Source organism: Brevundimonas albigilva (assembly GCF_023573565.1).
Lineage (GTDB): Bacteria > Pseudomonadota > Alphaproteobacteria > Caulobacterales > Caulobacteraceae > Brevundimonas > Brevundimonas albigilva.
In genome coordinates this window covers 2029378-2050410 of sequence record NZ_CP097649.1, presented here as the reverse complement: position 1 = coordinate 2050410, position 21033 = coordinate 2029378, and the positions used below count along the sequence as shown (strand labels likewise).

At 69.0% G+C, this 21033-nt stretch carries 24 protein-coding genes; 13 read left to right on the top strand and 11 right to left on the bottom strand.

The window, feature by feature from the left end:
* The 7 genes from bla (at window position 1) to M8231_RS10260 (ending at window position 6783) form a co-directional block, all read left to right on the top strand.
* Window positions 1-894: a class A beta-lactamase gene (gene bla / locus M8231_RS10290; RefSeq protein WP_250201418.1), complete on the top strand. Its 894-nt coding sequence runs from the start codon at window positions 1-3 to the stop codon at window positions 892-894.
* Between the two features lie 10 nt (window positions 895-904).
* Window positions 905-2989: a flagellar biosynthesis protein FlhA gene (flhA, locus tag M8231_RS10285; RefSeq protein WP_250202606.1), complete on the top strand. Its 2085-nt coding sequence runs from the start codon at window positions 905-907 to the stop codon at window positions 2987-2989.
* Between the two features lie 50 nt (window positions 2990-3039).
* Window positions 3040-4566 carry a sensor histidine kinase gene (locus tag M8231_RS10280; protein WP_249750052.1) on the top strand — a complete coding sequence of 509 codons (1527 nt, stop codon included), beginning with the start codon at window positions 3040-3042 and terminating at the stop codon, window positions 4564-4566.
* Window positions 4567-4586: 20 nt separating this feature from the next.
* A complete protein-coding gene (locus M8231_RS10275) occupies window positions 4587-4988 on the top strand; it encodes a response regulator (RefSeq protein ID WP_283843868.1) in 402 nt (133 codons plus the stop codon).
* Window positions 4985-6025, top strand: coding sequence for a sensor histidine kinase (locus tag M8231_RS10270; protein WP_249750054.1), 1041 nt, complete (start codon window positions 4985-4987; stop codon window positions 6023-6025). Before M8231_RS10275 ends, M8231_RS10270 begins: the two co-directional genes overlap by 4 nt.
* Before the next feature lie 138 nt (window positions 6026-6163).
* Window positions 6164-6514: an NUDIX domain-containing protein gene (locus M8231_RS10265; RefSeq protein WP_348521894.1), complete on the top strand. Its 351-nt coding sequence runs from the start codon at window positions 6164-6166 to the stop codon at window positions 6512-6514.
* Between the two features lie 86 nt (window positions 6515-6600).
* A complete protein-coding gene (locus M8231_RS10260) occupies window positions 6601-6783 on the top strand; it encodes a CsbD family protein (RefSeq protein ID WP_249750056.1) in 183 nt (60 codons plus the stop codon).
* 58 nt (window positions 6784-6841) lie between these two features.
* Here M8231_RS10260 and M8231_RS10255 read toward each other — a convergent pair whose 3' ends face one another.
* The 6 genes from M8231_RS10255 to M8231_RS10230 all read right to left on the bottom strand — a co-directional run bounded on the left by M8231_RS10255 (window position 6842) and on the right by M8231_RS10230 (window position 9754).
* Entirely contained in the window at window positions 6842-7060 is a 219-nt protein-coding gene (locus M8231_RS10255; RefSeq protein ID WP_250201417.1) for a hypothetical protein, read from the bottom strand.
* Window positions 7061-7071: 11 nt separating this feature from the next.
* Window positions 7072-7344, bottom strand: coding sequence for a hypothetical protein (locus M8231_RS10250; protein ID WP_250201416.1), 273 nt, complete (start codon window positions 7342-7344; stop codon window positions 7072-7074).
* Between the two features lie 74 nt (window positions 7345-7418).
* Window positions 7419-8597 carry a vWA domain-containing protein gene (locus M8231_RS10245; RefSeq protein ID WP_249750058.1) on the bottom strand — a complete coding sequence of 393 codons (1179 nt, stop codon included), beginning with the start codon at window positions 8595-8597 and terminating at the stop codon, window positions 7419-7421.
* Window positions 8597-8935 carry a HepT-like ribonuclease domain-containing protein gene (locus M8231_RS10240; RefSeq protein WP_250201415.1) on the bottom strand — a complete coding sequence of 113 codons (339 nt, stop codon included), beginning with the start codon at window positions 8933-8935 and terminating at the stop codon, window positions 8597-8599. Before M8231_RS10240 ends, M8231_RS10245 begins: the two co-directional genes overlap by 1 nt.
* Window positions 8928-9212: a nucleotidyltransferase family protein gene (locus M8231_RS10235; protein ID WP_249750060.1), complete on the bottom strand. Its 285-nt coding sequence runs from the start codon at window positions 9210-9212 to the stop codon at window positions 8928-8930. The genes M8231_RS10240 and M8231_RS10235 overlap by 8 nt, the downstream gene beginning before the upstream one ends.
* 14 nt (window positions 9213-9226) lie before the next feature.
* Window positions 9227-9754, bottom strand: a complete 528-nt coding sequence (locus M8231_RS10230) for a GNAT family N-acetyltransferase (RefSeq protein ID WP_250201414.1) — start codon at window positions 9752-9754, stop codon at window positions 9227-9229.
* Between the two features lie 184 nt (window positions 9755-9938).
* Here M8231_RS10230 and M8231_RS10225 point away from each other — a divergent pair, with 184 nt between their 5' ends.
* The 5 genes from M8231_RS10225 (at window position 9939) to dxs (ending at window position 14119) form a co-directional block, all read left to right on the top strand.
* Window positions 9939-10598 carry a histidine phosphatase family protein gene (locus M8231_RS10225; protein WP_250201413.1) on the top strand — a complete coding sequence of 220 codons (660 nt, stop codon included), beginning with the start codon at window positions 9939-9941 and terminating at the stop codon, window positions 10596-10598.
* Window positions 10599-10648: 50 nt separating this feature from the next.
* Window positions 10649-10897, top strand: a complete 249-nt coding sequence (locus tag M8231_RS10220) for an exodeoxyribonuclease VII small subunit (protein WP_249750061.1) — start codon at window positions 10649-10651, stop codon at window positions 10895-10897.
* Entirely contained in the window at window positions 10894-11235 is a 342-nt protein-coding gene (locus M8231_RS10215) for a tRNA-binding protein (RefSeq protein WP_249750062.1), read from the top strand. The genes M8231_RS10220 and M8231_RS10215 overlap by 4 nt, the downstream gene beginning before the upstream one ends.
* 68 nt (window positions 11236-11303) lie before the next feature.
* The gene (locus M8231_RS10210; protein ID WP_249751971.1) at window positions 11304-12146 is read left to right on the top strand and encodes a polyprenyl synthetase family protein; all 843 of its coding nucleotides are present in this window, start codon (window positions 11304-11306) and stop codon (window positions 12144-12146) included.
* Window positions 12147-12205: 59 nt separating this feature from the next.
* Window positions 12206-14119, top strand: coding sequence for a 1-deoxy-D-xylulose-5-phosphate synthase (dxs, locus tag M8231_RS10205; RefSeq protein WP_249751972.1), 1914 nt, complete (start codon window positions 12206-12208; stop codon window positions 14117-14119).
* Here dxs and M8231_RS10200 read toward each other — a convergent pair whose 3' ends face one another.
* Entirely contained in the window at window positions 14120-15811 is a 1692-nt protein-coding gene (locus M8231_RS10200; protein ID WP_250201412.1) for an alkaline phosphatase D family protein, read from the bottom strand.
* Between the two features lie 10 nt (window positions 15812-15821).
* Window positions 15822-18383: a TonB-dependent receptor gene (locus tag M8231_RS10195; protein ID WP_249750064.1), complete on the bottom strand. Its 2562-nt coding sequence runs from the start codon at window positions 18381-18383 to the stop codon at window positions 15822-15824.
* A gap of 241 nt (window positions 18384-18624) precedes the next feature.
* On the opposite strand from M8231_RS10195, the gene M8231_RS10190 reads away from it, so the two are divergent.
* Complete coding sequence (locus tag M8231_RS10190; protein WP_250201411.1) at window positions 18625-18954, top strand: hypothetical protein; 330 nt, start codon at window positions 18625-18627, stop codon at window positions 18952-18954.
* Between the two features lie 4 nt (window positions 18955-18958).
* Here the strand turns inward: M8231_RS10190 and rnhB are convergent, their stop codons facing one another.
* The 3 genes from rnhB to M8231_RS10175 form a co-directional block, all read right to left on the bottom strand.
* A complete protein-coding gene (gene rnhB / locus M8231_RS10185; protein ID WP_249750066.1) occupies window positions 18959-19600 on the bottom strand; it encodes a ribonuclease HII in 642 nt (213 codons plus the stop codon).
* Window positions 19593-20189, bottom strand: coding sequence for a DNA-3-methyladenine glycosylase I (locus M8231_RS10180; RefSeq protein WP_250201410.1), 597 nt, complete (start codon window positions 20187-20189; stop codon window positions 19593-19595). The genes rnhB and M8231_RS10180 overlap by 8 nt, the downstream gene beginning before the upstream one ends.
* Before the next feature lie 72 nt (window positions 20190-20261).
* Window positions 20262-21020 (bottom strand): 3-oxoacyl-ACP reductase, encoded by a 759-nt coding sequence (locus tag M8231_RS10175; protein ID WP_249750067.1) that lies wholly within the window; start codon window positions 21018-21020, stop codon window positions 20262-20264.
* Window positions 21021-21033 lie beyond the last annotated feature (13 nt).

The following is a 21033-nucleotide window of genomic DNA, read 5'->3' as shown; positions in this document are numbered from 1 at the left end:
ATGGCGCGGACGCCGGACCGTCGAGGCCTGCTGGCCGGCGCGGGCGCGCTGGCGCTGGCCGGCTGCTATCGCCGCGAGACCCCCCAGGCGGACGCGCAGCCGCTGGACCTGCATCTGTCGGACCTGGAAGGCCGTCATGGCGGGCGGCTGGGCGTGGCCGCGCTGGACGTCGCCTCGGGCCGCCAGGCCCTGTGGCGCGCCCAGGAGCGCTTTCCCTTCTGCTCGACCTTCAAGGCCTTCCTGGCGGCGGCGACCCTGCAGCGGGTCCAGCGCGGCGAGGAAGACCTGGAACGCCGCGTGCGCGTCACCCGGGCGGACATGATCCCCCATGCGCCGACCACGGGGCCGGCCGTCGGCCGCGACCTGAGCATCCGGCAGTTGATGCAGGCGGCGGTCGAACTGAGCGACAATCCCGCGGCGAACATCCTGATCCGGGAAATGGGCGGAATCGGCGTATGGCGTCAGTGGTGGCCGAGCTTCGGCGACACCACGACCCTGATCTCGCGACTGGAGCCCGAGCTGAACACCGCCCTCGCCGACGATCCGCGCGACACCTGCCTGCCGGCCCAGACCCTGGCCAACATTCGGCTGATGGCGTTCAGCGACCGGCTGAGCCCGGCGCACGACGCCCTGCTGCACGACTGGCTGGTCGCCTCGCCGACCGGGCCGAACCGGCTGAAGGCCGCCGCGCCCCAAGGCTGGACCGTGGCGCACAAGACCGGCACGGGCATGAACGGCACCGCCAACGACATCGGCATGATGACGCCGGTCAGCGGCGCGCCCGTGCTGATGGCGGTCTATCTGACCGGCGCGACCCAGGCGACGGACGACCAGCGCGACGCGGTGATCGCCGACGCCGGACGCCGGGCGCTGGAGGTGCTGGGCCGTGGCTGACGTCCCGCTGATGAAGGACGGCATGGCGCGCCCCACGGGACGCGACGTGCTGGGCTGGCTGAACCGCGGCGAGGTGCTGATGGCGGTCGGCGTGATCGGCGTCATCATGCTGCTGATCCTGCCGGTCCCGAAGATGCTGCTGGACCTGCTGCTGGCGATCTCGCTGGTGTCCAGCGTGCTGATCCTGATGACGGCGGTGATGATGAAGCGCCCGCTGGACTTCGCCATCTTCCCGACCGTGCTGCTGGTCTCGACGCTGTTCCGGCTGGGGCTGAACCTGGCCTCGACGCGGCTGATCCTGACCCACGGGCAAGAGGGTCACGCGGCCGCCGGACAGGTCATCAACGCCTTCGGCCAGCTGATGATGGGCGGCAACTTCATCATCGGCGTGATCATCTTCGCCATCATCCTGGTGGTGAACTTCGTGGTCATCACCAAGGGGTCGACGCGGATCGCCGAGGTGTCGGCGCGCTTCACCCTGGATTCCATGCCGGGCAAGCAGATGGCCATCGACGCCGACCTGTCCTCGGGCCTGATCACCGAGGATCAGGCCAAGCTGCGCCGCAAGGAGCTGGAACAGGAATCGACCTTCTTCGGGGCCATGGACGGCGCCTCGAAATTCGTGCGCGGCGACGCCGTGGCCGGCCTGATCATCACCTTCATCAACGCCATCGGCGGCATCCTGATCGGCACGCTGCAGCACGGCATGCCGGCGATGGACGCGGCCAACACCTATGTGCAGCTGACCATCGGCGACGGCCTGGTGACGCAGGTTCCGGCCATCATCATCTCGATCGCCGCGGGCTTCCTGGTGTCCAAGGCGGGCGTGGAAGGCACGGCGGACAAGGCCCTGGTGACGCAGCTGGCGACCAATCCGGTGTCGCTGGGCGTGGTGTCGGGCGCGGCGGGCCTGATCGGCCTGATCCCCGGAATGCCGCTGATCCCCTTCGCGGCCCTGGCCATCGGTTCGGGCTTCATGGCCTGGCGCTTGGGCCGCGAGCGTCTGAAGCCGCAGCCGACGGCCGAGGAGCTCGACGCCGCCAAGCCGCAGCCCGAGGTCGAGGAGCCCATCAGCAACATCCTGACCATCGACGAGGTCAAGATCGAGCTGGGCTATTCGCTGCTGGCCCTGATCAACGACCTGGAGGGGCGTCGCCTGACCGACCAGATCAAGGCGCTGCGTCGGTCGCTGGCGCAGGAATACGGCTTCGTCATGCCGCAGGTGCGCATCCTGGACAACATGCGGCTGCCGACCCAGGGTTACGCCATCCGCATCAAGGAGATGGACGCCGGGGCGGGGGAGGTGCGGCTGGGCCACCTGATGGCCATGGACCCGGCCGGGCGACAGGTCGAACTGCCCGGCGAGCACATGAAGGAGCCGGCCTTCGGCCTGCCGGCCACCTGGATCGAGGAGGGCCTGCGCGAGGAGGCGACCTTCCGCGGCTACACCATCGTCGATCCCGCCACGGTGCTGACCACCCACCTGACGGAGATCCTGAAGGAGAACATGGCCGAGCTGCTGTCCTACGGCGAGGTCCAGAAGCTGCTCAAGGAATTGGGCCCCGAGCAGCAGAAGCTGGTCGAGGAACTGATCCCGACGGTGGTGACGGTCACGACCCTGCAGCGGGTGCTGCAGTCGCTGCTGCGCGAGAAGGTGTCGATCCGCGACCTGCCGGCGATCCTGGAAGGGCTGGCGGAAGCGGCGCCGCACACCACCAGCGTGACCACCCTGGTGGAGCATGTGCGCGCCCGCCTGGCGCGGCAGCTGTGCTGGCAGCATCAGGGCGGAGACGGCGCCGTGCCGATCGTGACCCTGTCGCCGGAGTGGGAGAACGCCTTCGCCGAAAGCCTGGTGGGCGGGGGCGAGGACAAGCAGCTGGCCATGGCGCCCTCGCGGCTTCAGGACTTCATCCGCGCGGTGCGCGACACCTTCGAACGCATCGCCATGTCGGGCGAGAACGCGGTCCTTCTGACCGGCCCCCAGACCCGTCCCTACGTCCGGTCGATCATCGAGCGGTTCCGCGGCCAGACCGTGGTGATGAGCCAGAACGAAATCCATCCGAAGGCGCGGCTGCGCACCCTGGGGCAGGTCTGAGACGACAATCGCTTTGACGGGGCGTGCGGCCACGCTAAAGCTCCGTTCCCATGGACCTTTCTGTTCGTTCGACCTGGAGCCGCATCGGCGAGTTCCTGCGCACGCCGTCGCTGGCGCGATCCGTGATGGGGTTGCTGGCCGTCGCCTTCTCCCTGCTGCTGGCCGTCAACGTCGTCACCTTCGTCATGAGCCAGCGCACGGCCCAGACGAACGATCAGATCGAGACGGCCCAGGCCATGCGCCGCGACGCCCGCACCGTGCTGATCGCCACCCTTGACGCCGAGACCGCGCAGCGCGGCTTCCTGCTGACCGGACGAAGCGAGTTCCTGCAGCCCTATCGGCAGGCCCAGGAGGTTCTGGGTCCGGCCACGGCGCGGCTGCATCGGGCGGCGATGGACGACCCGTCCCTTTGGCCCTCTGTGCGTCGCATCGAGGAACTGGCCACCACCAAGCAGGCGGAACTCGCCTCGACGCTGCGAATGGCGCGCGAGGGGCGGATCGGGCCGGCCATCCAGGCCGTGCGTTCGGGGCAGGGCAAGGTGGTCATGGACGACCTGCGGGCCGCCGTCGCCGATTTCGACCAGCTCAAGTCCACCCGCATCGCCGCGCGCAGCGAATCGTCGGAGCGGCTGGCGCGGGCCACCGTGGCGGCCAATGTGACGGCGGCCCTGCTGGTGCTGGTGCTGGCCGGCCTGTCCGCCTGGCTGGTGCGGCGCTATGTGATCGAGATCCAGGGCGCGCGGGACCAGCTGAACCAGATGAACGCGGGGCTGGAGGCGACGGTCGAGGAACGCACCGGCGACCTGATCCGCGCCAACGAGGAAATCCAGCGCTTCGCCTATATCGTCAGCCACGACCTGCGCGCGCCGCTGGTCAACGTCATGGGCTACACCTCCGAGCTGGAGCAGGCGGGCAAGGTCATCGACAACGCCATCACCGAGGCCCAGAAGGTCCGCGAGGTCCAGCCCGACGTGGTCATGGCCGTGCGCGAGGACATGCCCGAGGCCATCGGCTTCATCCGCGCCTCGACCGAGAAGATGGACCGGCTGATCAACGCCATCCTCAAGCTGTCGCGCGAAGGGCGGCGTAACCTGTCGCCCGAGACGCTGGACATGACCGCCATGGCCCAGAACATCGCAGACAGCGTCCACCATCAGACCGACGCCTCGGGCGCCAGGATCGTGGTGGAAACGCTGCCCGTGCTGGAAAGCGACCGGCTGTCGATGGAGCAGATCTTCGGCAACCTGATCGACAACGCGGTCAAGTATCTGGATCACGACCGACCCGGAGAGATCGTCGTGTCCGGCCAGGAGGTCCCCGGCGGCTGGACCGTCTATCGGATCGCGGACAACGGGCGGGGCATCGCGCCGCGCGACCACGAACGCATCTTCGAGCTGTTCCGCCGATCGGGGCGCCAGGATCGGACGGGCGAGGGACTGGGCCTGGCCTTCGTGCGCAACAGCGTCCGTCGCCTGGGGGGAACCATCGATGTGGAGTCCGAGCTCGGCAAGGGCTCGACTTTCATCCTGAAATTCCCCAAACGACTGATCGTCTCGGAACCAGGAGCCGCGCTGTGACCCACCCCGTAAAAATCGTCATGGTCGAAGACGACCACGGTCACGCCAAGCTGATCGAGAAGAACATTCGCCGCGCGAACATCAATAACGAAATCAAGCATTTCGATGATGGCGGCTCGGCCCTGGACTATCTTTTCAGCGCCGAGGTGCTGGCCAACGGCCCGCTGCTGATCCTGCTGGACCTGAACCTGCCGGATATGTCGGGAACTGACATTCTGGAGAAGGTGAAATCCGACGACCGTCTGCGTCGCGCGCCGGTCGTGGTGCTGACGACCACGGACGACAAGGTCGAGATCCAACGCTGCTACGACCTGGGCTGCAACGTCTATATCACCAAGCCGGTGGACTATGAATCCTTCGCCGGCGCCATCCGCCAGCTGGGCCTGTTCCTGTCGGTCATGCAGGCTCCGGAGATCGAGTGAGCGAAATTCCGGGCACCATTCGCCTGCTTTACATCGACGATGATCGCGGCTTGTCGCGGCTGGTCGAGAAGGAGCTGGGGCGGCACGGCTACGCCGTCACCTGTGCGTCCGACGGCGACGCGGGACTGGAGCTGCTGCGGGCCGGCGCCTATGACGTCTGCGCGCTGGATCACTACATGCCTGCGCGCGACGGCCTGGACATCCTGCCGGACATCATGGCCCTGCCCGAGCCGCCGCCCGTCGTCTATGTGACGGGCGCGCAGGAGGGCCGCATCGCGGTCGCGGCTCTGCGCGCCGGCGCCGCCGACTATGTCATCAAGGACGTGTCGGAGGACTTCACCTCCCTGCTGCGCGCGGCGCTGGAGGACGCGCTGCTGCGCCGTCGCCTGCAACGCGAGAACGAGGCCGCGCAGGAGGAAATCCGCCTGGCCCGCGACCGGGCGGAGGCCATGCTGCGCGAGGTCAACCATCGGGTCGGCAACTCGCTTCAGCTGGTGTCCAGCTTCATGTCGCTGCAGATGCGGCATGTGTCGGACCAGGGGGCCAAGGACGCGCTGCGCGAGTCCCAGGCCCGGATCGAGGCCGTGGCCCACGTGCACCGTCGCCTCTACACCTCTGGCGACATGAGCCGGGTGGCGATGGACGAATATCTGACGGGGCTGGTGGACGAACTGTCCAAGTCGGTGGGGCCCGACGCCGGGTCGCCGCGCCTGGTCCTGGACGCCGAACCGATGAGCGTGACGACGGACCAGGCCGTGTCGCTGGGCGTGGTCGTGACCGAACTGGTCACCAATGCGGTCAAATACGCCTATGCGCCCGGACAGGGCGGCGAAATCCGCGTGCACCTGAAGTCCGACAGCGACGGCCGCGCCATACTGACGGTCGAGGACGACGGGCCCGGCCTTGGCGACGGCTCGCCCAAGGGCACCGGCCTGGGCGGCAAGATCATCTCCGCCATGGCGTCGGGCCTGCGCTCGGCGGTGGAGTTCGACCCGGGCCACAAGGGCGTGCGCGCGCGCCTGGTCTTCGACCTCTAGCCGCGTTGCGCGTTCTGTCCTGATCATGCTGGAATTCGGCCGTCCCGATCCCGTCCTGGACCACCGCCGGCGCCCCACGGCCTTCGGCCTGGTGCTGCGCGACGGGCTGTTGGCCTGCGCGACGGGCTGTTGGCCTGCGTGAGGGTGGAGCGGGGCGCGCAGAGCTATTTCGACCTGCCGGGCGGCGCCCTGGACGGAGACGAGACCGAGGCCCAGGCCCTGGCGCGCGAGTTCGTCGAGGAGACCGGACTGACCGTGCGCCCCGGCGAGCGGATCGCCGAGGCGGGCCAGTATTTCGTCAAGACCACCGGCGAGGCGGTGAACAATGTCGGCGGCTACTGGACCGCCGACATCGTGTCGGAAGATCCCCAAGCCAAGCAGGAGGCGGATCACACCCTGACCTGGCTGGATCCGACGGTGGCCCTGTCGCGCCTGCGCCACGACGCCCACGCCTGGGCGGTGGCGGCCTGGATGCGCCACGTCAGCTGAGCCGTACGGAACTCCGCGCCCGGGTGATCCGTTCTTTCGGCGCCTCTCTGCGTCATCAGGACGCCGAACAGGACAGGAGAATTCTTATGCCCGATCAAGACCGTATCGAAGGCGCCGGCAAGAACATCGGCGGCAAGATCAAGGAAGCCGCCGGCAAGGTGACCGGCGACGAAAAGCTGAAGGCCGAGGGCCGCGCCGATCAGGTGGAAGGCAAGGTTCAGAACGCCGTCGGCGGCGTGAAGGACAGCCTGCGCGACAACCGCAACTGATCCTCGCGAAACGATTCGAACGCCGCCCGCCTTGTCGCGGGCGGCGTTTTTGCGTGCCTCAGTCCTCGCCGCCCCAAAGCCGCAGCTTCAGGCCCTTCGACTCCAGGCTGTTCGCCGGTCGGCACTCCGAGGTGAAGCCGCCGCGCTCGGGGCGGGGACGACAATCCATCTCCTGGGGCGCGGTGGAGGCGACCGCGTTCCGGCTCCGGTCGCCGCATTGCAGGGCGTAGTCCGAACCGCCGGCGGCGGCCTCGACCATCTGGCAATCGCCGGCCATGCCGCGCGGTCTCAGGGCGTCGGGCAGATCGTCGCCCAGAGCCGCGGCCAGGGCGCTTCTGACCTGGCTCTGGCAGACGTCCAGCGGGGTGTCGCCCGCACCATCGGATTGCAGCGGGCGCGCTCATAGCCGAACGGATCGGTCAGCGCCCATTGCGGAACGGGCGCGCCCTCAGGCCGGGGCGCCGCGACCTCCGCAACCGCGGGCGCGGGAGCGTCCCACGCGATCTCGGGGACCGGCGCGGGGGACTGAAGCATCAGATGGGCGAGGGCGGTGAACAGCATCAGGGACCTCGGCGGCTGGAGCGGCGACCCTAACATGCCCTGTCGGCGCGTCACCCGTCTATCGCGTCACGGACCTAACGCGTCAGCGCCCGCATGGCGCGGTCCAGCCCGTCCAGCGTCAGGGGATACATCCGCTGGTCCATCACCTCGCGCAACAGGCCGACCGAGGCGGTGTAGTCCCAGTATCGCTCCTGGACCGGGTTGAGCCAGACGGACCGGTCCCATTGCTGGCGGGCCCGCTTCATCCAGACGGCGCCGGCCTCCTCGTTCCAGTGCTCCACCGAACCGCCCGGCATGGTGATTTCATAGGGGCTCATGGTCGCATCGCCGACGAAGATGGCCCGCCAGTCGCCGGGATATTTGTGAAGCAGGTCCCAGGTGGGGGTGCGCTCGGCGTGACGCCGGCGATTATCCTTCCAGACGCCTTCGTAGAGGCAGTTGTGGAAATAGAAGAACTCCAGGTTCTTGAACTCGGCGCGGGCGGCGGAAAACAACTCCTCGACGAGCTTGATATGACCGTCCATCGAGCCGCCGACGTCCAGGAACAGCAGGACCTTGATGGTGTTGCGCCGCTCGGGACGCATCCGCACGTCCAGCCAGCCCTGGCGGGCGGTGCCGTCGATCGTGCCGTCGATGTCCAGTTCTTCGGCCGCGCCCTCGCGCGCGAAGCGGCGCAGACGGCGCAGGGCGACCTTGATGTTGCGGGTGCCCAACTCGACCGTGTCGTCCAGGTTCCGGAACTCGCGCTTCTCCCAGACCTTGACGGCGCGCCCGTGCCGGCTGGGGCCGCCAATCCGCACGCCCTCGGGATTGTAGCCGCCGTGGCCGAAGGGGCTGGTCCCGCCCGTGCCGATCCATTTGTTTCCGCCTGAGTGCCGCTCCTTCTGCTCCTCCAGCCGCTGCTTCAGCATCTCCATCAGCGCGTCGAAGCCGCCCAGGGCCTCGATCTGGGCCTTCTCCTCGTCGGAGAGGTATTTCTCGTTCAGCAGCCGCAGCCAGTCCTCGGGGATGTCGGTGGTCAGGTCCTCGCCCGCGCCGACCGATTCCACGCCCTTGAACACCGCGCCGAACACCTGGTCGAAGCGGTCGTAGTGCTTTTCGTCCTTGACCAGGACGGCGCGCGACAGATGGTAGAAGGCCTCGACCCGACGGCCGGCCACGTCGCGATCCAGGGCCTCCATCAGATGGAGCCATTCCTTCATCGACACCGGAACCTTGGCGTCGCGCAGGGCGGTGAAAAAGGGCAGGAGCATCAGCGCTCGTCCAGGCTACGCAGGGCGGCGTCCAATTCCGGCAGGCTCTCGCTCGCGATCAGCCACAAGACGTCGGGCTTGAGCGTCTCATAGCCATGCGCCACGCGATTGCGCAGGCTGATGATGTCCGGCCACGGGATGGTCGGAAGCCGGTTCTTGACCTCGTCGCTGAGAAATCGGGCGCATTCGCCGATCCGCAACAGATTCATGCAGACGGCGTCATAGACCAGCCCCTGCCGCAGAAACCCGTTTCGGCCGTCCAGCGCGACGTAGGTTCGCACACGGTCGGTGGCGTCCAGCATCTCGACAACCAGGTCAGCATCGGCCTCGTCAGACAAGAATCAGGTCTTTCTCGACCTTGGCCCTTACGTGGGGGCGCATGATTTCCCACGAGCAGAATTCCACTGGCTTCTCCAATCGTTCGGAGAGCAGGCGCTCGATCGTCAGGAATCGGATGCCCATTGGCCGGGATAGATCCACCAGGAGATCCACGTCGCTGTCCGGTCCCGCCTCGTCGCGGGCGTAGCTGCCGAACAGGCGCACGTTGACGATGCCCTGCTCTTCGAGCCAGGGCTTCAAGGCGCGCAGCTTTTCCAGAAGGTCGGCGCGGGTCATGGCGCCAATATAGGCTATCCGCGTCGCAAGATGAACTCGTCGTCCAGCCAGGCGCCGACCGGATACTGGTACTCGCCGACCTTCTCGAAGCCGTGGGCGGCGTAGAGCTTCTGCGCCTTCAGATTGCCGCTCCAGACGCCGATCCACAGCGGCCCGGCGCCTTGGGCCTGCATCCAGTCCAGAGAGAGCGACAGCAGCCGCGTCCCCAGGCCCAGGCCCTGGGCGGCGCTGGCCACGTAAAGGCGGCGAAGCTCCATGTCGGCGGCGCCGGCGTCCGGGTGGGGCAGGGTGTTGGGACCCGCGTTGGCGAAGGCCAGCAGCGCGCCGTCCCGTTCCGCCACCCACCAGGCGGCGCCGGGTTCGGCCATCTTTCGCGTGATCGTCGCGGGGTCGAAGCTGGCGTCCAGGAAGGTCGCCAGGTCCCTGGCCGGATAGGGGATGGCGAAGCCGCGCACGAAGGTGTCGATGAAGGTCTGGCGGCCCAAGTCGGCCAGCGCCTGAGCGTCGTTCGGCAGGGCGGGGCGGATCACGGCGTCGGTCATGGTCGGCGGCTCTAGCGCGGTCCCGCGTCGGCGTCACCTCACGGACACGCACGGGCGAGGTTGTATCCGTGCGCGAGGGCGGTTACGACCTTGAGGGGCGCGCTTGCCGGCGATCGCCCGCCTGTAGCGCTTGGGGAGGACTGAGGACGCCAAAGCCTTGAAACCAAAGGCCCGTCCGTTCGCCATGTCATCGCCCGCCCTATCCCTCGATTCGTCCGAAGACGCTGCGCCGGAGGCGGCCCCGAAGGCCGCCGGCCTGCCGATCGCGCTGCGTCCCGGCGGCATCGTGCTGATCCGTCACGGGGAGCCGGCGCTGTCGAGAAAATGCCTGATCACCGCGCGCCAGTACGGCGACTGGTGGGCGCAATACGAGGTCGGCGGCCTGCGCGCCGGCCAGACCCCGCCGGCCGCACTGGTGGCCGCCGCCGAAGGGGCGGGCGCCATCTATGTCTCCACCCGCCAGAGGGCGCAGGAAACCGCCGCCGCGGTCGCCGCGGGCCGCGAGACCATGACCGACGCCCTGTTCATCGAAGCGCCGCTGCCGCCGCCGCCGATCCCGGACTGGATCAGGCTGTCGCCCAAATGGTGGGGCGTGGTGTCGCGGTTCTGGTGGCACGCCTTCAATCATCATGGCGGGCAGGAGACGCGCCGACAGGCCGAGGCCCGCGCCGAACAGGCCGCCCAGGTCCTGATCGCCAGGGCGGCGGGCGGCAAGGACGTGCTGGTCTTCGCCCATGGCTACTTCAACCACATGGTCGGACGGCGGCTGAACGCCGACGGCTGGCGGCTGGTCCAAAACCAGGGCTTCAAATACTGGTCCCAGCGCCGATACGAGCGGCGCTGAACCTTCGTCGCTGTTGAAGCGGGACGCGCCCCCCTCTAGGGTCCGCCCCCATGACCGACGTTGCCCCCCCGTCCGCCGATCTCAGCTTCGAAGAGGCGCTGCAGCGCCTGGAAACCATCGTGTCCCGGCTGGAATCCGGCCAGGCCCCGCTGGAGGAATCCATCGCGCTTTATGAAGAGGGCGCGCGGCTGAAAGCCCATTGCGAGGAGCGGTTGAAGGCGGCCCAGCTGCGCGTCGAAAAGATCGTCGTCGGCCCGGACGGCCAGGCCAGGGGCGTGGAGGCGGCGTCTTTCGAATGACCGGGCAAATCGCCTTCGACGACTTCCTGAAGGTCGACATCCGCATCGGCCAGGTGATCAAGGCCGAGCCGTTTCCCGAGGCGAGGAAGCCGGCCTTCAAGCTGCTGATCGACTTCGGCCCGGAGATCGGGGTGAAGAAGTCGTCGGCCCAGATCACCAAACACTACACCATCGACCAGCTGGAGGGCCGAAAGGTCGCCGCCGTGGTCAACTTCCCGCCGCGCCAGATCGGGCCGGTCATGTCCGAGGTGCTGACCCTGGGCTTTCCCGACGCGGACGGCGAGGTCGTCCTGGTCGGGGTGGACCGCGATCTTCCGCTGGGCGGGCGGCTGTTTTGACGCATCTGGTCGCCGCCAACTCGCCCGAGCAGGCCGTGATCGACCGGGTGGCCGAGGTCGCGGACCTGATGACGGTGGCGCTGGACGAACTGCTGCCGCGCGCGGACGGACCGGAATCGCGCCTGACCGAGGCGATGCGATATGCGGCCCTGGGGCCGGGCAAGCGGCTGCGGCCCTTCTTCGCCCTGGAGGCCGCGCGGCTGTTCGACATCGAGGAACGGCCCGTGCTGCGCGCCGCCTGCGCCCTGGAGTGCGTGCACGCCTACAGCCTGGTCCACGACGACCTGCCGTGCATGGACGACGACGACGTTCGCCGTGGCCGCCCCACCGTCCACCGCGCCTATGACGAGGCGACGGCCGTGCTGGCCGGCGACGCGCTACAGACGGCGGCCTTCGACATCCTGCTGCACGAGGACACCCACGACGATCCGGCGATCCGCTGCCTGCTGGCTGCGCGCCTGTCGGAGGCGTCGGGCGCGCGCGGCATGGCCGGGGGACAGATGATCGACCTGCTGGGCGTGCGCGACGACCTGGGCGGGGTGGCGCGGATGCAGCGGCTGAAGACCGGCGCCCTGTTCGCCTATGCTTTCGAGATCCCGCTCATCATCGCCGACGCCGAGCCGGCGCATCGCCTGGCCCTGATGAACTTCTCCAACGACATCGGCCTGGCCTATCAGATCGTCGACGACCTGCTGGACGCCGAGGGCTCGGCCGAAGAGATGGGCAAGGCGGCCGGCGGCAAGGACGCGGCCCTGGGCAAGACCAACTTCGTCACCCTGCTGGGCCTGGATGAGGCGCGACACAGGGTCACGCACCTGGCCGACCAGGCGCGCGGCCACCTGGACATGTTCGGCGACGACGCCGAAATCCTCAGAGCCAGCGTGGACTTTGTGCTAAAGCGCCGGTCCTGATAGGCAACGTCGCTCGACCTCACGGGTTGACCGATCAAGACTTCGCAAGGTTTCCGCGTCTGATGCCCGACACTCCGCTTCTCGACACCGTCAAGTTTCCCGCCGACATGCGGGGCTTCGGCGTGGCCCAGCTGCAGCAGCTGGCCGACGAGGTGCGCGCCGAGACCATCGACGCGGTGTCCGTCACGGGCGGGCACCTGGGCGCGGGCCTGGGCGTGGTCGAGCTGACGGTCGCGCTGCATCATGTGTTCGAGACGCCCAAGGACATCCTGATCTGGGACGTCGGGCACCAATGCTATCCGCACAAGATCCTGACCGGGCGGCGCGACCGCATCCGCACCCTGCGCCAGGGCGGGGGCCTGTCCGGTTTCACCAAGCGCAGCGAGAGCGAATACGACCCGTTCGGCGCCGCCCACGCCTCGACCTCGATCAGCGCCGCGCTGGGTTTCGCCGCCGCGCGCGACCAGAAGGGCGAGACGAACCGGGTGGTCGCGGTCATCGGCGACGGCTCCATGTCGGCGGGCATGGCCTATGAGGCGATGAACAACGCCGCCGAGGCGACCAGCGGCCAGCTGATGGTCATTCTGAACGACAACGACATGTCGATCGCCCCGCCGGTCGGCGGCATGAGCGCCTATCTGGCCAAGCAGGTCTCGGGCGGCGCCTATCGCAATATCCGCAAGGTCGGGAAGAAGTTCGTCGACCATATGCCGCGCCCCTTCCGCGACGCGGCGCGCAAGGCCGAGGAATATGCGCGCGGCATGATCGTGGGCGGCACCTTCTTCGAGGAACTGGGCTTCTATTACGTCGGGCCGGTCGACGGCCACGACATGGAGAACCTGGTCCCCATCCTGAAGAATGCGGCGGCCATCACCGACCGGCCGGTTCTGGTCCATGTCGTGACGCAGAAGGGCAAGGGCTATGCGCCGGCCGAGTCCAGCGCCGACAAGCTGCACGCCGTGGTGAAGTTCGACGTGGTGTCGGGCAAGCAGGCCAAGGCCATTTCGAACGCCCCCAGCTACACCAAGGTCTTCGGGACCGAACTGATCAAGCGGGCCGAGCGCGACCCGTCCATCGTGGCCATCACCGCCGCCATGCCGTCGGGCACGGGGCTGGACCTGTTCGGCCAGGCCTTCCCGGACCGGACCTATGACGTCGGCATCGCCGAGCAGCACGCCGTGACCTTCGCCGCCGGCCTGGCGGCGGACGGGATGAAGCCGGTCTGCGCCATCTATTCGACCTTCCTGCAGCGCGGCTACGACCAGGTGGTGCACGACGTGGCGATCCAGTCGCTGCCGGTTCGCTTCGCCATGGACCGGGCCGGCCTGGTCGGGGCGGACGGCGCGACCCACGCCGGTTCGTTCGACGTCGGCTTCATGGGGGCGCTGCCGGGCATGGTGCTGATGGCGGCGTCGGACGAGGCCGAACTGGCCGCCATGATCGCCACCAGCCTGGAGATCGACGACCGGCCCAGCGCCTTCCGCTATCCGCGCGGCGACGGCGTGGGCGTGGACATTCCGGACCTGGCCGCGCCGCTGGAGATCGGCCGCGGCCGCATCGTGCGCGAGGGAACCTCGGTCGCCATCCTGAGCCTGGGCACGCGATTGCAGGAATCGCTGAAGGCGGCGGACCTGCTGGCGGCCCGGGGCGTGTCGGCGACGGTGGCGGACGCGCGGTTCGCCAAGCCGCTGGACGCCGACCTGATCCTGCGCCTGGCGCGCGAGCACGAGGCCCTGATCACGGTCGAGGAGGGCGCCATGGGCGGCTTCGGCGCCTTCGTGCTGCAACTGCTGGCCGAAAAGGGTGCGCTGGACGGCGGGCTGAAGGTCCGCACCCTGCACCTGCCCGACATCTTCCAGGACCAGGACAAGCCCGAGGCCATGTATGCGGCCGCGGGCCTGAACGCCGACCAGATCGCCGCCGCCGCCTTCAGCGCCCTGGGCGTCGGCGCGACGCGCGCCGCGCGCGCCTGATCAGCCGTCGATCAGCGGACCCAGGCCCGTCGCCGTGCGGGCGACGCGGTAGCGCTTCACCGTCCGGGTTTCGTAGGGCTTGGCCATGATGGTCGAGACGGCGCGCAGGTCCGCCGTGGCCTGATCCCGGTCCAGCGTCAGCAGGATGAAGCCCTTGGACGACTGGTCGCAGAACTTCACCTCCTGCGGGTTGGCCGCCATCAGGGCCAGGCCCAGCGGCAACCCGCCGACGGCGTCGGCCGGCGAGGGGCTGGAGATGGACGAGGTGCCGAACTCGACCGCCGCGCGGCGGCCTGCGTCGTCGTGCAGCTCGTTGACCCAGAAGGCGTGGCTGTCGCCGGCCAGGACGATCGGCTCCACCCCGGCGGCCTGGAAGGCGGCGTACAGGCGTTCGCGCGCGGCGGGATAGCCGTCCCAGCTGTCCAGGTTGAAGGGCAGGCCCAGCTTGAACAGCTGGATCGAGGCCTCGACCTGGGGGCGGATGTCGGCGGGCAGGCCGGCCAGCAGGCCCGCGACCTGTTCGGGCGGCATCATCTGGTCGATCTGCGGGCCCTTGACGCGGGCGGTGACGACCTGGTTGCCCAGCACCTGCCAGGGACGGCCGGCGGCCCGCGAACGCGCCAGGGTGTCGGTCAGCCAGCGCCGCTGGTCGTCGCCCAGCAGGTCGCGCGAGGGATCCTGGCGACGGGCCTCGAAGGCGGCGACATCGGGCGTTCCCTCGGCCGTCATCGTCAGATCGGCGTAGGACAGCTGTTCGGCGCGGGCGGTCAGGCGCGTCTCGACCATCGCCAGGGTGGCCAGGTCGCCGAAGTCGAAGGCGCGGTTGATCGCCTGCTTCATCGCGCCGGCCTTGGGCTCGCGGATCGGCATCCATTCGTAATAGGCGCGAAGCGCGGCCGCCTTGCGCGCGGCGAAATCGCCCTCGGTCGCGGGTTGGTGGTTCTCGGCCCCCGCGCTCCATGTGTCGTTGGCCACCTCGTGATCGTCCCACACGCAGATGAAGGCGGCGCGGGCGTGGGCGGCCTGCAGGTCGGGGTCGGTCTTGTACTGGGCGTGGCGGGTCCGGTAGTCGGACAGGCTGACGATCTCGTGCGGGGGCTGGGGCGTGCGGCCCAACTGCTGGCCCGCGACCATCCCGTAGTCGTCGGCCTCGGCGCCGTATTCGTAGATGTAGTCGCCCAGATGCACGACGGCGTCCAGCCGCTCCAGCCCGGCGATGGCGTCATAGGCGTTGAACAGGCCGCCGGGATAGAGCTGGCACGACACCACCGCCATGACCACGTCGGGCGTCGCGCCCTCGGGCAGGGTGCGGACGCGGCCCACCGGCGAGATCGCCTCGGCGGCGACGAAGCGGTAGAAATACTCGCTTCCCGGCTCCAGCCCCTGGCCGTCCAGGTCGTGCTTGACGGTGAAGTCGCGTTCCGCGCGGGCGCGCAGGCCCGTGGAGCGGCGCACGATGTCGCCGAAGTCGGCGTCGCGCGCCACCTCCAGGGCGAGGACGACGTCGCCCGCCGCCGGATCGGCGGGGGTGACGCGCGTCCAGAAGATCGCCGAACGGGTGTCGGGATCGCCGCTGGCCACGCCGTGCAGGAAGGCGACCGGCCCGGCCTGGGTGGCGGCCGGCGTGGTGGCGCAGGCGGTGGTCGCGCCCGCGCCCAGCAGGCCCAGGAGACTGCGGCGATCCAGTTTCATCGGTCGTTCCTCAGAGCTTCAGCTTGAAGACGACGCCGTAGGCGGCGGGGCGGCCGGCGATGAAGGTCGGCATGCCCAGGGCGTCGCCGGTGTTGCCGGCGTCCTTGATGTATTCCTCGTCCAGGATGTTCTCGCCGAAGGCTTCGACGCCCCAGTTCCCCATCTCCGGGGCATAGCGGACACGCAGGTTCAGCAGGCCGTAGCTGTCCTGGAACTCGTCCTGGACCAGGTCGGCGACGAAGTTGCCGGTCTGGAGCTCGGGCCGGTCGTTGTCGTCGTCGAAGAACACCTTGGACTGCCAGGTGTAGGTCGGCTGGATTTCGATCGCGCCGCCGGCGACGGGCAGGCGCCATAGGGCGCCGATCGAGGCCATGTTGTCCGGCGACAGGCGGAAGCGGTTGCCGTCGCGCGCGCCGCTCTCGAAGCGCGAGTGGTTGTAGCCATAGGTGGCGAACAGGTCGAAGTCGGGCGTGACGCCAAAGAAGGCCTGGCCCTCGAAGCCGTAGGCCTTGGCCTCGCCGGCGTTGACGGTGATGAAGGCCGTGCCGACCTGCTCGGTGGTCTGGAAGTTCTCGTAGGCGTAGTGGAACACCGCGCCGTCCAGCCGCAGGCGGCCGTCCATCAGGGCGGTCTTGGCGCCGACCTCGTAGCTGTCGACGGTCTCGGCCTCGATGACGTTGAAGGTCGGCGCGCCCAGCGGGGCCGAGGGCGCGCTGACGCTGAGGATTTCGGGACGGCGGCCGCGGGCGTAGTTGGCGTAGAGGCTGGCGTCGTCCGACAGGGCGTAGCGGGCGGTGACGCGCCAGGTCAGGCCGTCGTCGTCGTGGTCCTGGTAGATGAAGTCGCCGTTGTTCGCGGTCGGCTGGGCGGTCAGGCCGAACAGGGGCAGGCCGCTGGCCAGGGGCAGGTTCGCCGCGCCGGGCGTGGCCAGGCCTTGCAGCAGTCGGCCGATCTGGGCCTGGAGGGCGGCGGCGCCGGCCAGGTCGCCGGCCTGGGCCAGGGCCGTCGCGCGCGCGGCCAGGGTCTGGACCGCGATCAGGCCGCCGGCGATCGACCGGCCGTTCTCGACGCGATTGGACAGGCCGGTGGTCTTCTCGTCCTGGGTCCAGCGCAGGCCCGCCGACATCTCGAACCGGTCGGTGAAGCGATAGGTCACGTCGCCGAACAGATCGTAGGAGGTCAGGTCGCTGCTGTTGGTCGAGACCTCGGTGTGGTTGGTCTTGAGGTTGTTCAGCAGGCCGGGGATGAGGGGGGCGGCCGAGCCGGGCAGCAGGCCCGTGAGCACGCCGCCCACCACCCTGGGCAGGGTGGCGACATACGGCAGCTTCAGCCGCTGGTCGCCCAGCGCCGTCGCCAGCTGGATCAGGGCGTACCGCTCGTCGAACTGGGTGGGGGCGCGCTGGTAGCCCTCTTCCTGGAACCAGCCGGCGCCGGCGAAGGCGCTGAGGCGGCCGCCGTTGTCGTAGTTCAGGCGGAACTCCTGGCTCCACTGCTCGCCGTGGGCGTCCTCGGCCGCCGTCAGGATCGGCAGCGACACGCCGTCGGCGTCGAAGGTCTCGTAGGAGTCGAACTGGCGATAGGCGGTGGTCGAGTTCAGGGTCAGGCTGGGCGACAGTTCGATGCGCGCCAGGCCCGTTACGCCCCAGACCTCGCGGTCCAGGCCCAGGCTCTTGCCGCCGTCGAAATCGGCGCCCGGCGTCAGGGCCGCGCCCTCCCAAGGAGCCGCATCGCCCAGCACCGCGCCGGTGGCGGGATCAAACGGGGCATAGGCGATGGACTTGAACGAGGTGCCCGAGGCCTCGTCGGTCTGATAGTTGGCGATCAGGTCGAAGCGCATGGCGTCCGACGGCGTCCAGGCGCCCGACAGGCGGAAGGCCTGGGTCTCGATCGAGTTATAGTCCTCGCCGCCCAGCAGGTTGTCGACATAGCCGTCGCGGGTCTTCATCCGCGTGGCCAGGCGCAGGCCGGCGTTGTCCCCGACCGGCAGGTTCAGCGCGCCCTCGACCATGCGATAGCCTTCGTCGCCGAACTCGGCCTGGGCGTAGGCTTCGGTCCGGCCGGGACGGGCGCGGTTCTGGACCAGGTTGACGGCCCCGATCAGGGCGCCCCGGCCGTAAAGGGTCGACTGCGGCCCCTTGGCGACCTCGATCCGCTCCATGTCGAACAGCTCGACGTAGGAGCCGCGCGACTTGGAGATGGAGACGCCGTCCTGAAACACCGAGACGCGCGGCTCGGCGGTGGCGGCGCCGGAATCGGAGGTGATGCCGCGCATCACGAAGCCCGGATTGTTGGGCGACTGGTTCTGAACCAGGAAGCCGGGCACGAAGGCCGACAGCTGGTCGAATTCCTGCACGCCCAGGTCTTCCAGGAACTGGCCGGAATAGGCGGTCAGGGCGAAGGGAACCTCGATCGGATCCTGCTCGCGCAGCTGGGCGGTGACGACGATCTCGCCCAGTTCGGCGGGCGTTCCGTTCCGGGTCTCGGCATCCTGGGCCAGGGCGGCGGGGGCCAGGCCCATCACGCCGGTCGCGGCCGCCGCGGCCAGCAGTCGAGTCTTCAATCGAATCGCCATGTCTCATCCCCAAGCTTGGCAAGAATGGCGACGACTAACCGCTGGTAATGTCGGGCCGGCGACGGCGCGGCTTCGGACCTGCGACGTTGCCGTGACGGATCGGAGGCGATTGCTCCGTGGGCGGGATTTGTGCGGACAGGGGCGCCGAACCGGGCGATCTCGCCGAGGTTTTTCCGCTACAGGTCGGGAAAACAACACAATCCGAGACGGAACGCGAATCGCGCCCTGCCGTTGTTCGCACATGCAACCGCCCGTTCACCCTGTCAGACCCGCCTCCCGCGCCGACGACTATCGCGTGCGGCCGACGGCCGAGCCGAAGTCGTGGGCGCCGCGCGTGGCCGAGGCGGACTGGACCTGGGATGCGCCGCGCCCGGAGACGCGCCCGGAGACGCGCAACGTCTTCACCCACAACGTCCAGCGTTACAGCCGGCCGGCCCCGTTGGAGACGCCCGAGACAGAGATCGACGCCGAGCCGCAACTGCCCCCGCCGCCGCGCTGGATGCTGGCCATCGCGGGGGCGGCCGTCGCCGCCCTGATGGGCGCGCTGCTGGGCGGCTTCATGCACGTCTGAGGCGTCAGGCCTCTTCCAGCAAGGCCTTGATCGGCGACCAGCCGCGCCGATGGGCGGGGCAGGGCCCCAGGACCTTCAACGCCGCCTGGTGGGCCGGAGCGTTGTAACCCTTGTGGCTGGCGAAGCCATATCCGGGATAGCGCCCGTCCAGCTCGATCATCAGACGGTCGCGCGCGGTCTTGGCCAGGATGGACGCCGCCGCGATCGACAGCGACAGGCCGTCGCCGCCCACCACCGTCTGGATCTCGCACGGCAGCTTGAACCGGTAGTTGCCGTCCACCAGGGCGGCGACCGGCCGGACCGCCAGTTGCTCGATCGCGCGGCACATGGCCAGGCCCGTGGCGTGCAGAATGTTCAACTCGTGGATTTCCTCGACCGAGGCGAAGCCGACGCCCCAGGCGACGGCGCGGGCCTTGATCTCGATCTCCAGGGCTTCGCGGCGGGCGGCGGTCAGGGCCTTGGAGTCGTCGATGCCCGCGGGCAGGTCGTCGGCGTTCAGGATGACGGCCGCCGCCGAGACCGGGCCCGCCCAGGGACCGCGGCCCGCCTCGTCCACGCCGCAGACCGGGCCGGCGACGCGCTGGATCAAGACGGTTTCGAGCGCCAGGGTCGGGAAGGCCCGGGATTTGGCGGGAGACTTAGCCATGCCCCGCCATCGCACGAAGCCGGCCGTGACGGAAGCAGCTGGTCTGGTGATCGTTGACCATGCCGACGGCCTGCATGAAGGCATAGACGATGACAGGGCCGCAGAAGTTGAAGCCGCGCGCCTTCAGGGCCTTGGCCATGGCGACGGATTCCGCTGTCTGGGTCGGCGCCTGGCGATAGTCGCTCCAGTCGTTCTGGATCGGTTGGCCGCCGACGAAGGACCAGAGCCAGTCCGAGAAATCCTCGCCCTCGTCGCGCATCTTCAGCCACACGCGGGCGCCGTTGATCGCGGCCTGGATCTTGGCGCGCGAGCGGATGATGCGGGCGTCGCCAAGCAGCCGCTGGATGTCCGCCTCGTCGTAGCGGGCGACGATCTCGGGGTCGAAGCCGTCGAAGGCGTCGCGCATCCCCTCGCGTTTTCTCAGGATGGTGATCCAGGCCAGCCCCGCCTGGAAGCCGTCAAGCACCAGCTTTTCCCACAGGGCGCGGGCGTCGCGTTCGGGCACGCCCCATTCCCGGTCGTGATAGGCGACATAGAGCGGATCGGTCCCGCACCAGCCGCAGCGGCCTTGCGCGTGTGAGTCGGTCATGGCGCGATGTTGCCGATCTGTTCGCGGGAAGGGAAGCGCGCCTGCGTGCCTAAAGCGGCCGAAGATGGCCGGTCAGTCGCGGACCAGTCCGCCGTCGACGACGAGGTTCTGGCCGGTGACGGCGCGGCTCCAGGGGGAGGCGAAGAACAGGACCGCGTCGGCGAACTCCTCCGGCGTGGTGACGTGGCGCAGAGGGGTCATGCCGGCGATCAGATCGAAGACGGCGTCCGGGGTGGCCGCGCTGGCGTCGGTGGTCCGCAACAGGCCGCCCGACACCATGTTGACGGTGATCCCCGCCGGCCCCAAGTCGGCCGAGGCGGTGCGGGTTAGGCTGAGCAGGGCCGCCTTGGCGGCGGTGTAGTCGTGATAGGGCACGACCGGGTTCTGGAACAGGTTGGTGCCGATGTTCACCACCCGGCCGAAACCGACCGTCATCATGCCGGGCGCGGTCGCCTGGATGACGTTCAGGGCGCCCCGCACCACGGTCGAGAACTGGTTTTCCAGCTCGCGCCAGCCGATGTCGGCCAGCATCGAGCGGGCGTCACCGTTGAAGCTGTAGTCCAGGGCGTTGTTGACGACGGTGGTGACGGGCCCGCCGAAATGCGCCTGGGCCTTTTCGACCATCGCCTGGACGGCGGGGCGGTCGGCGACGTCGGCCTGAAGCGCGATCGCGCGCGCGCCGATCTCGGCGGCCAGGCCCTGGGCCGCCTCGCCGCTGTTGCGCCAGTTGACGACGACGCGGGCGCCTTCGCGGGCGAAGGCGCGGACGGCGGCCGCGCCGACGCCGCGCGCGCCGCCGGTGACGAGGACGATCTGGTCGGCGATGTTCATGGGCGAGGCTCTG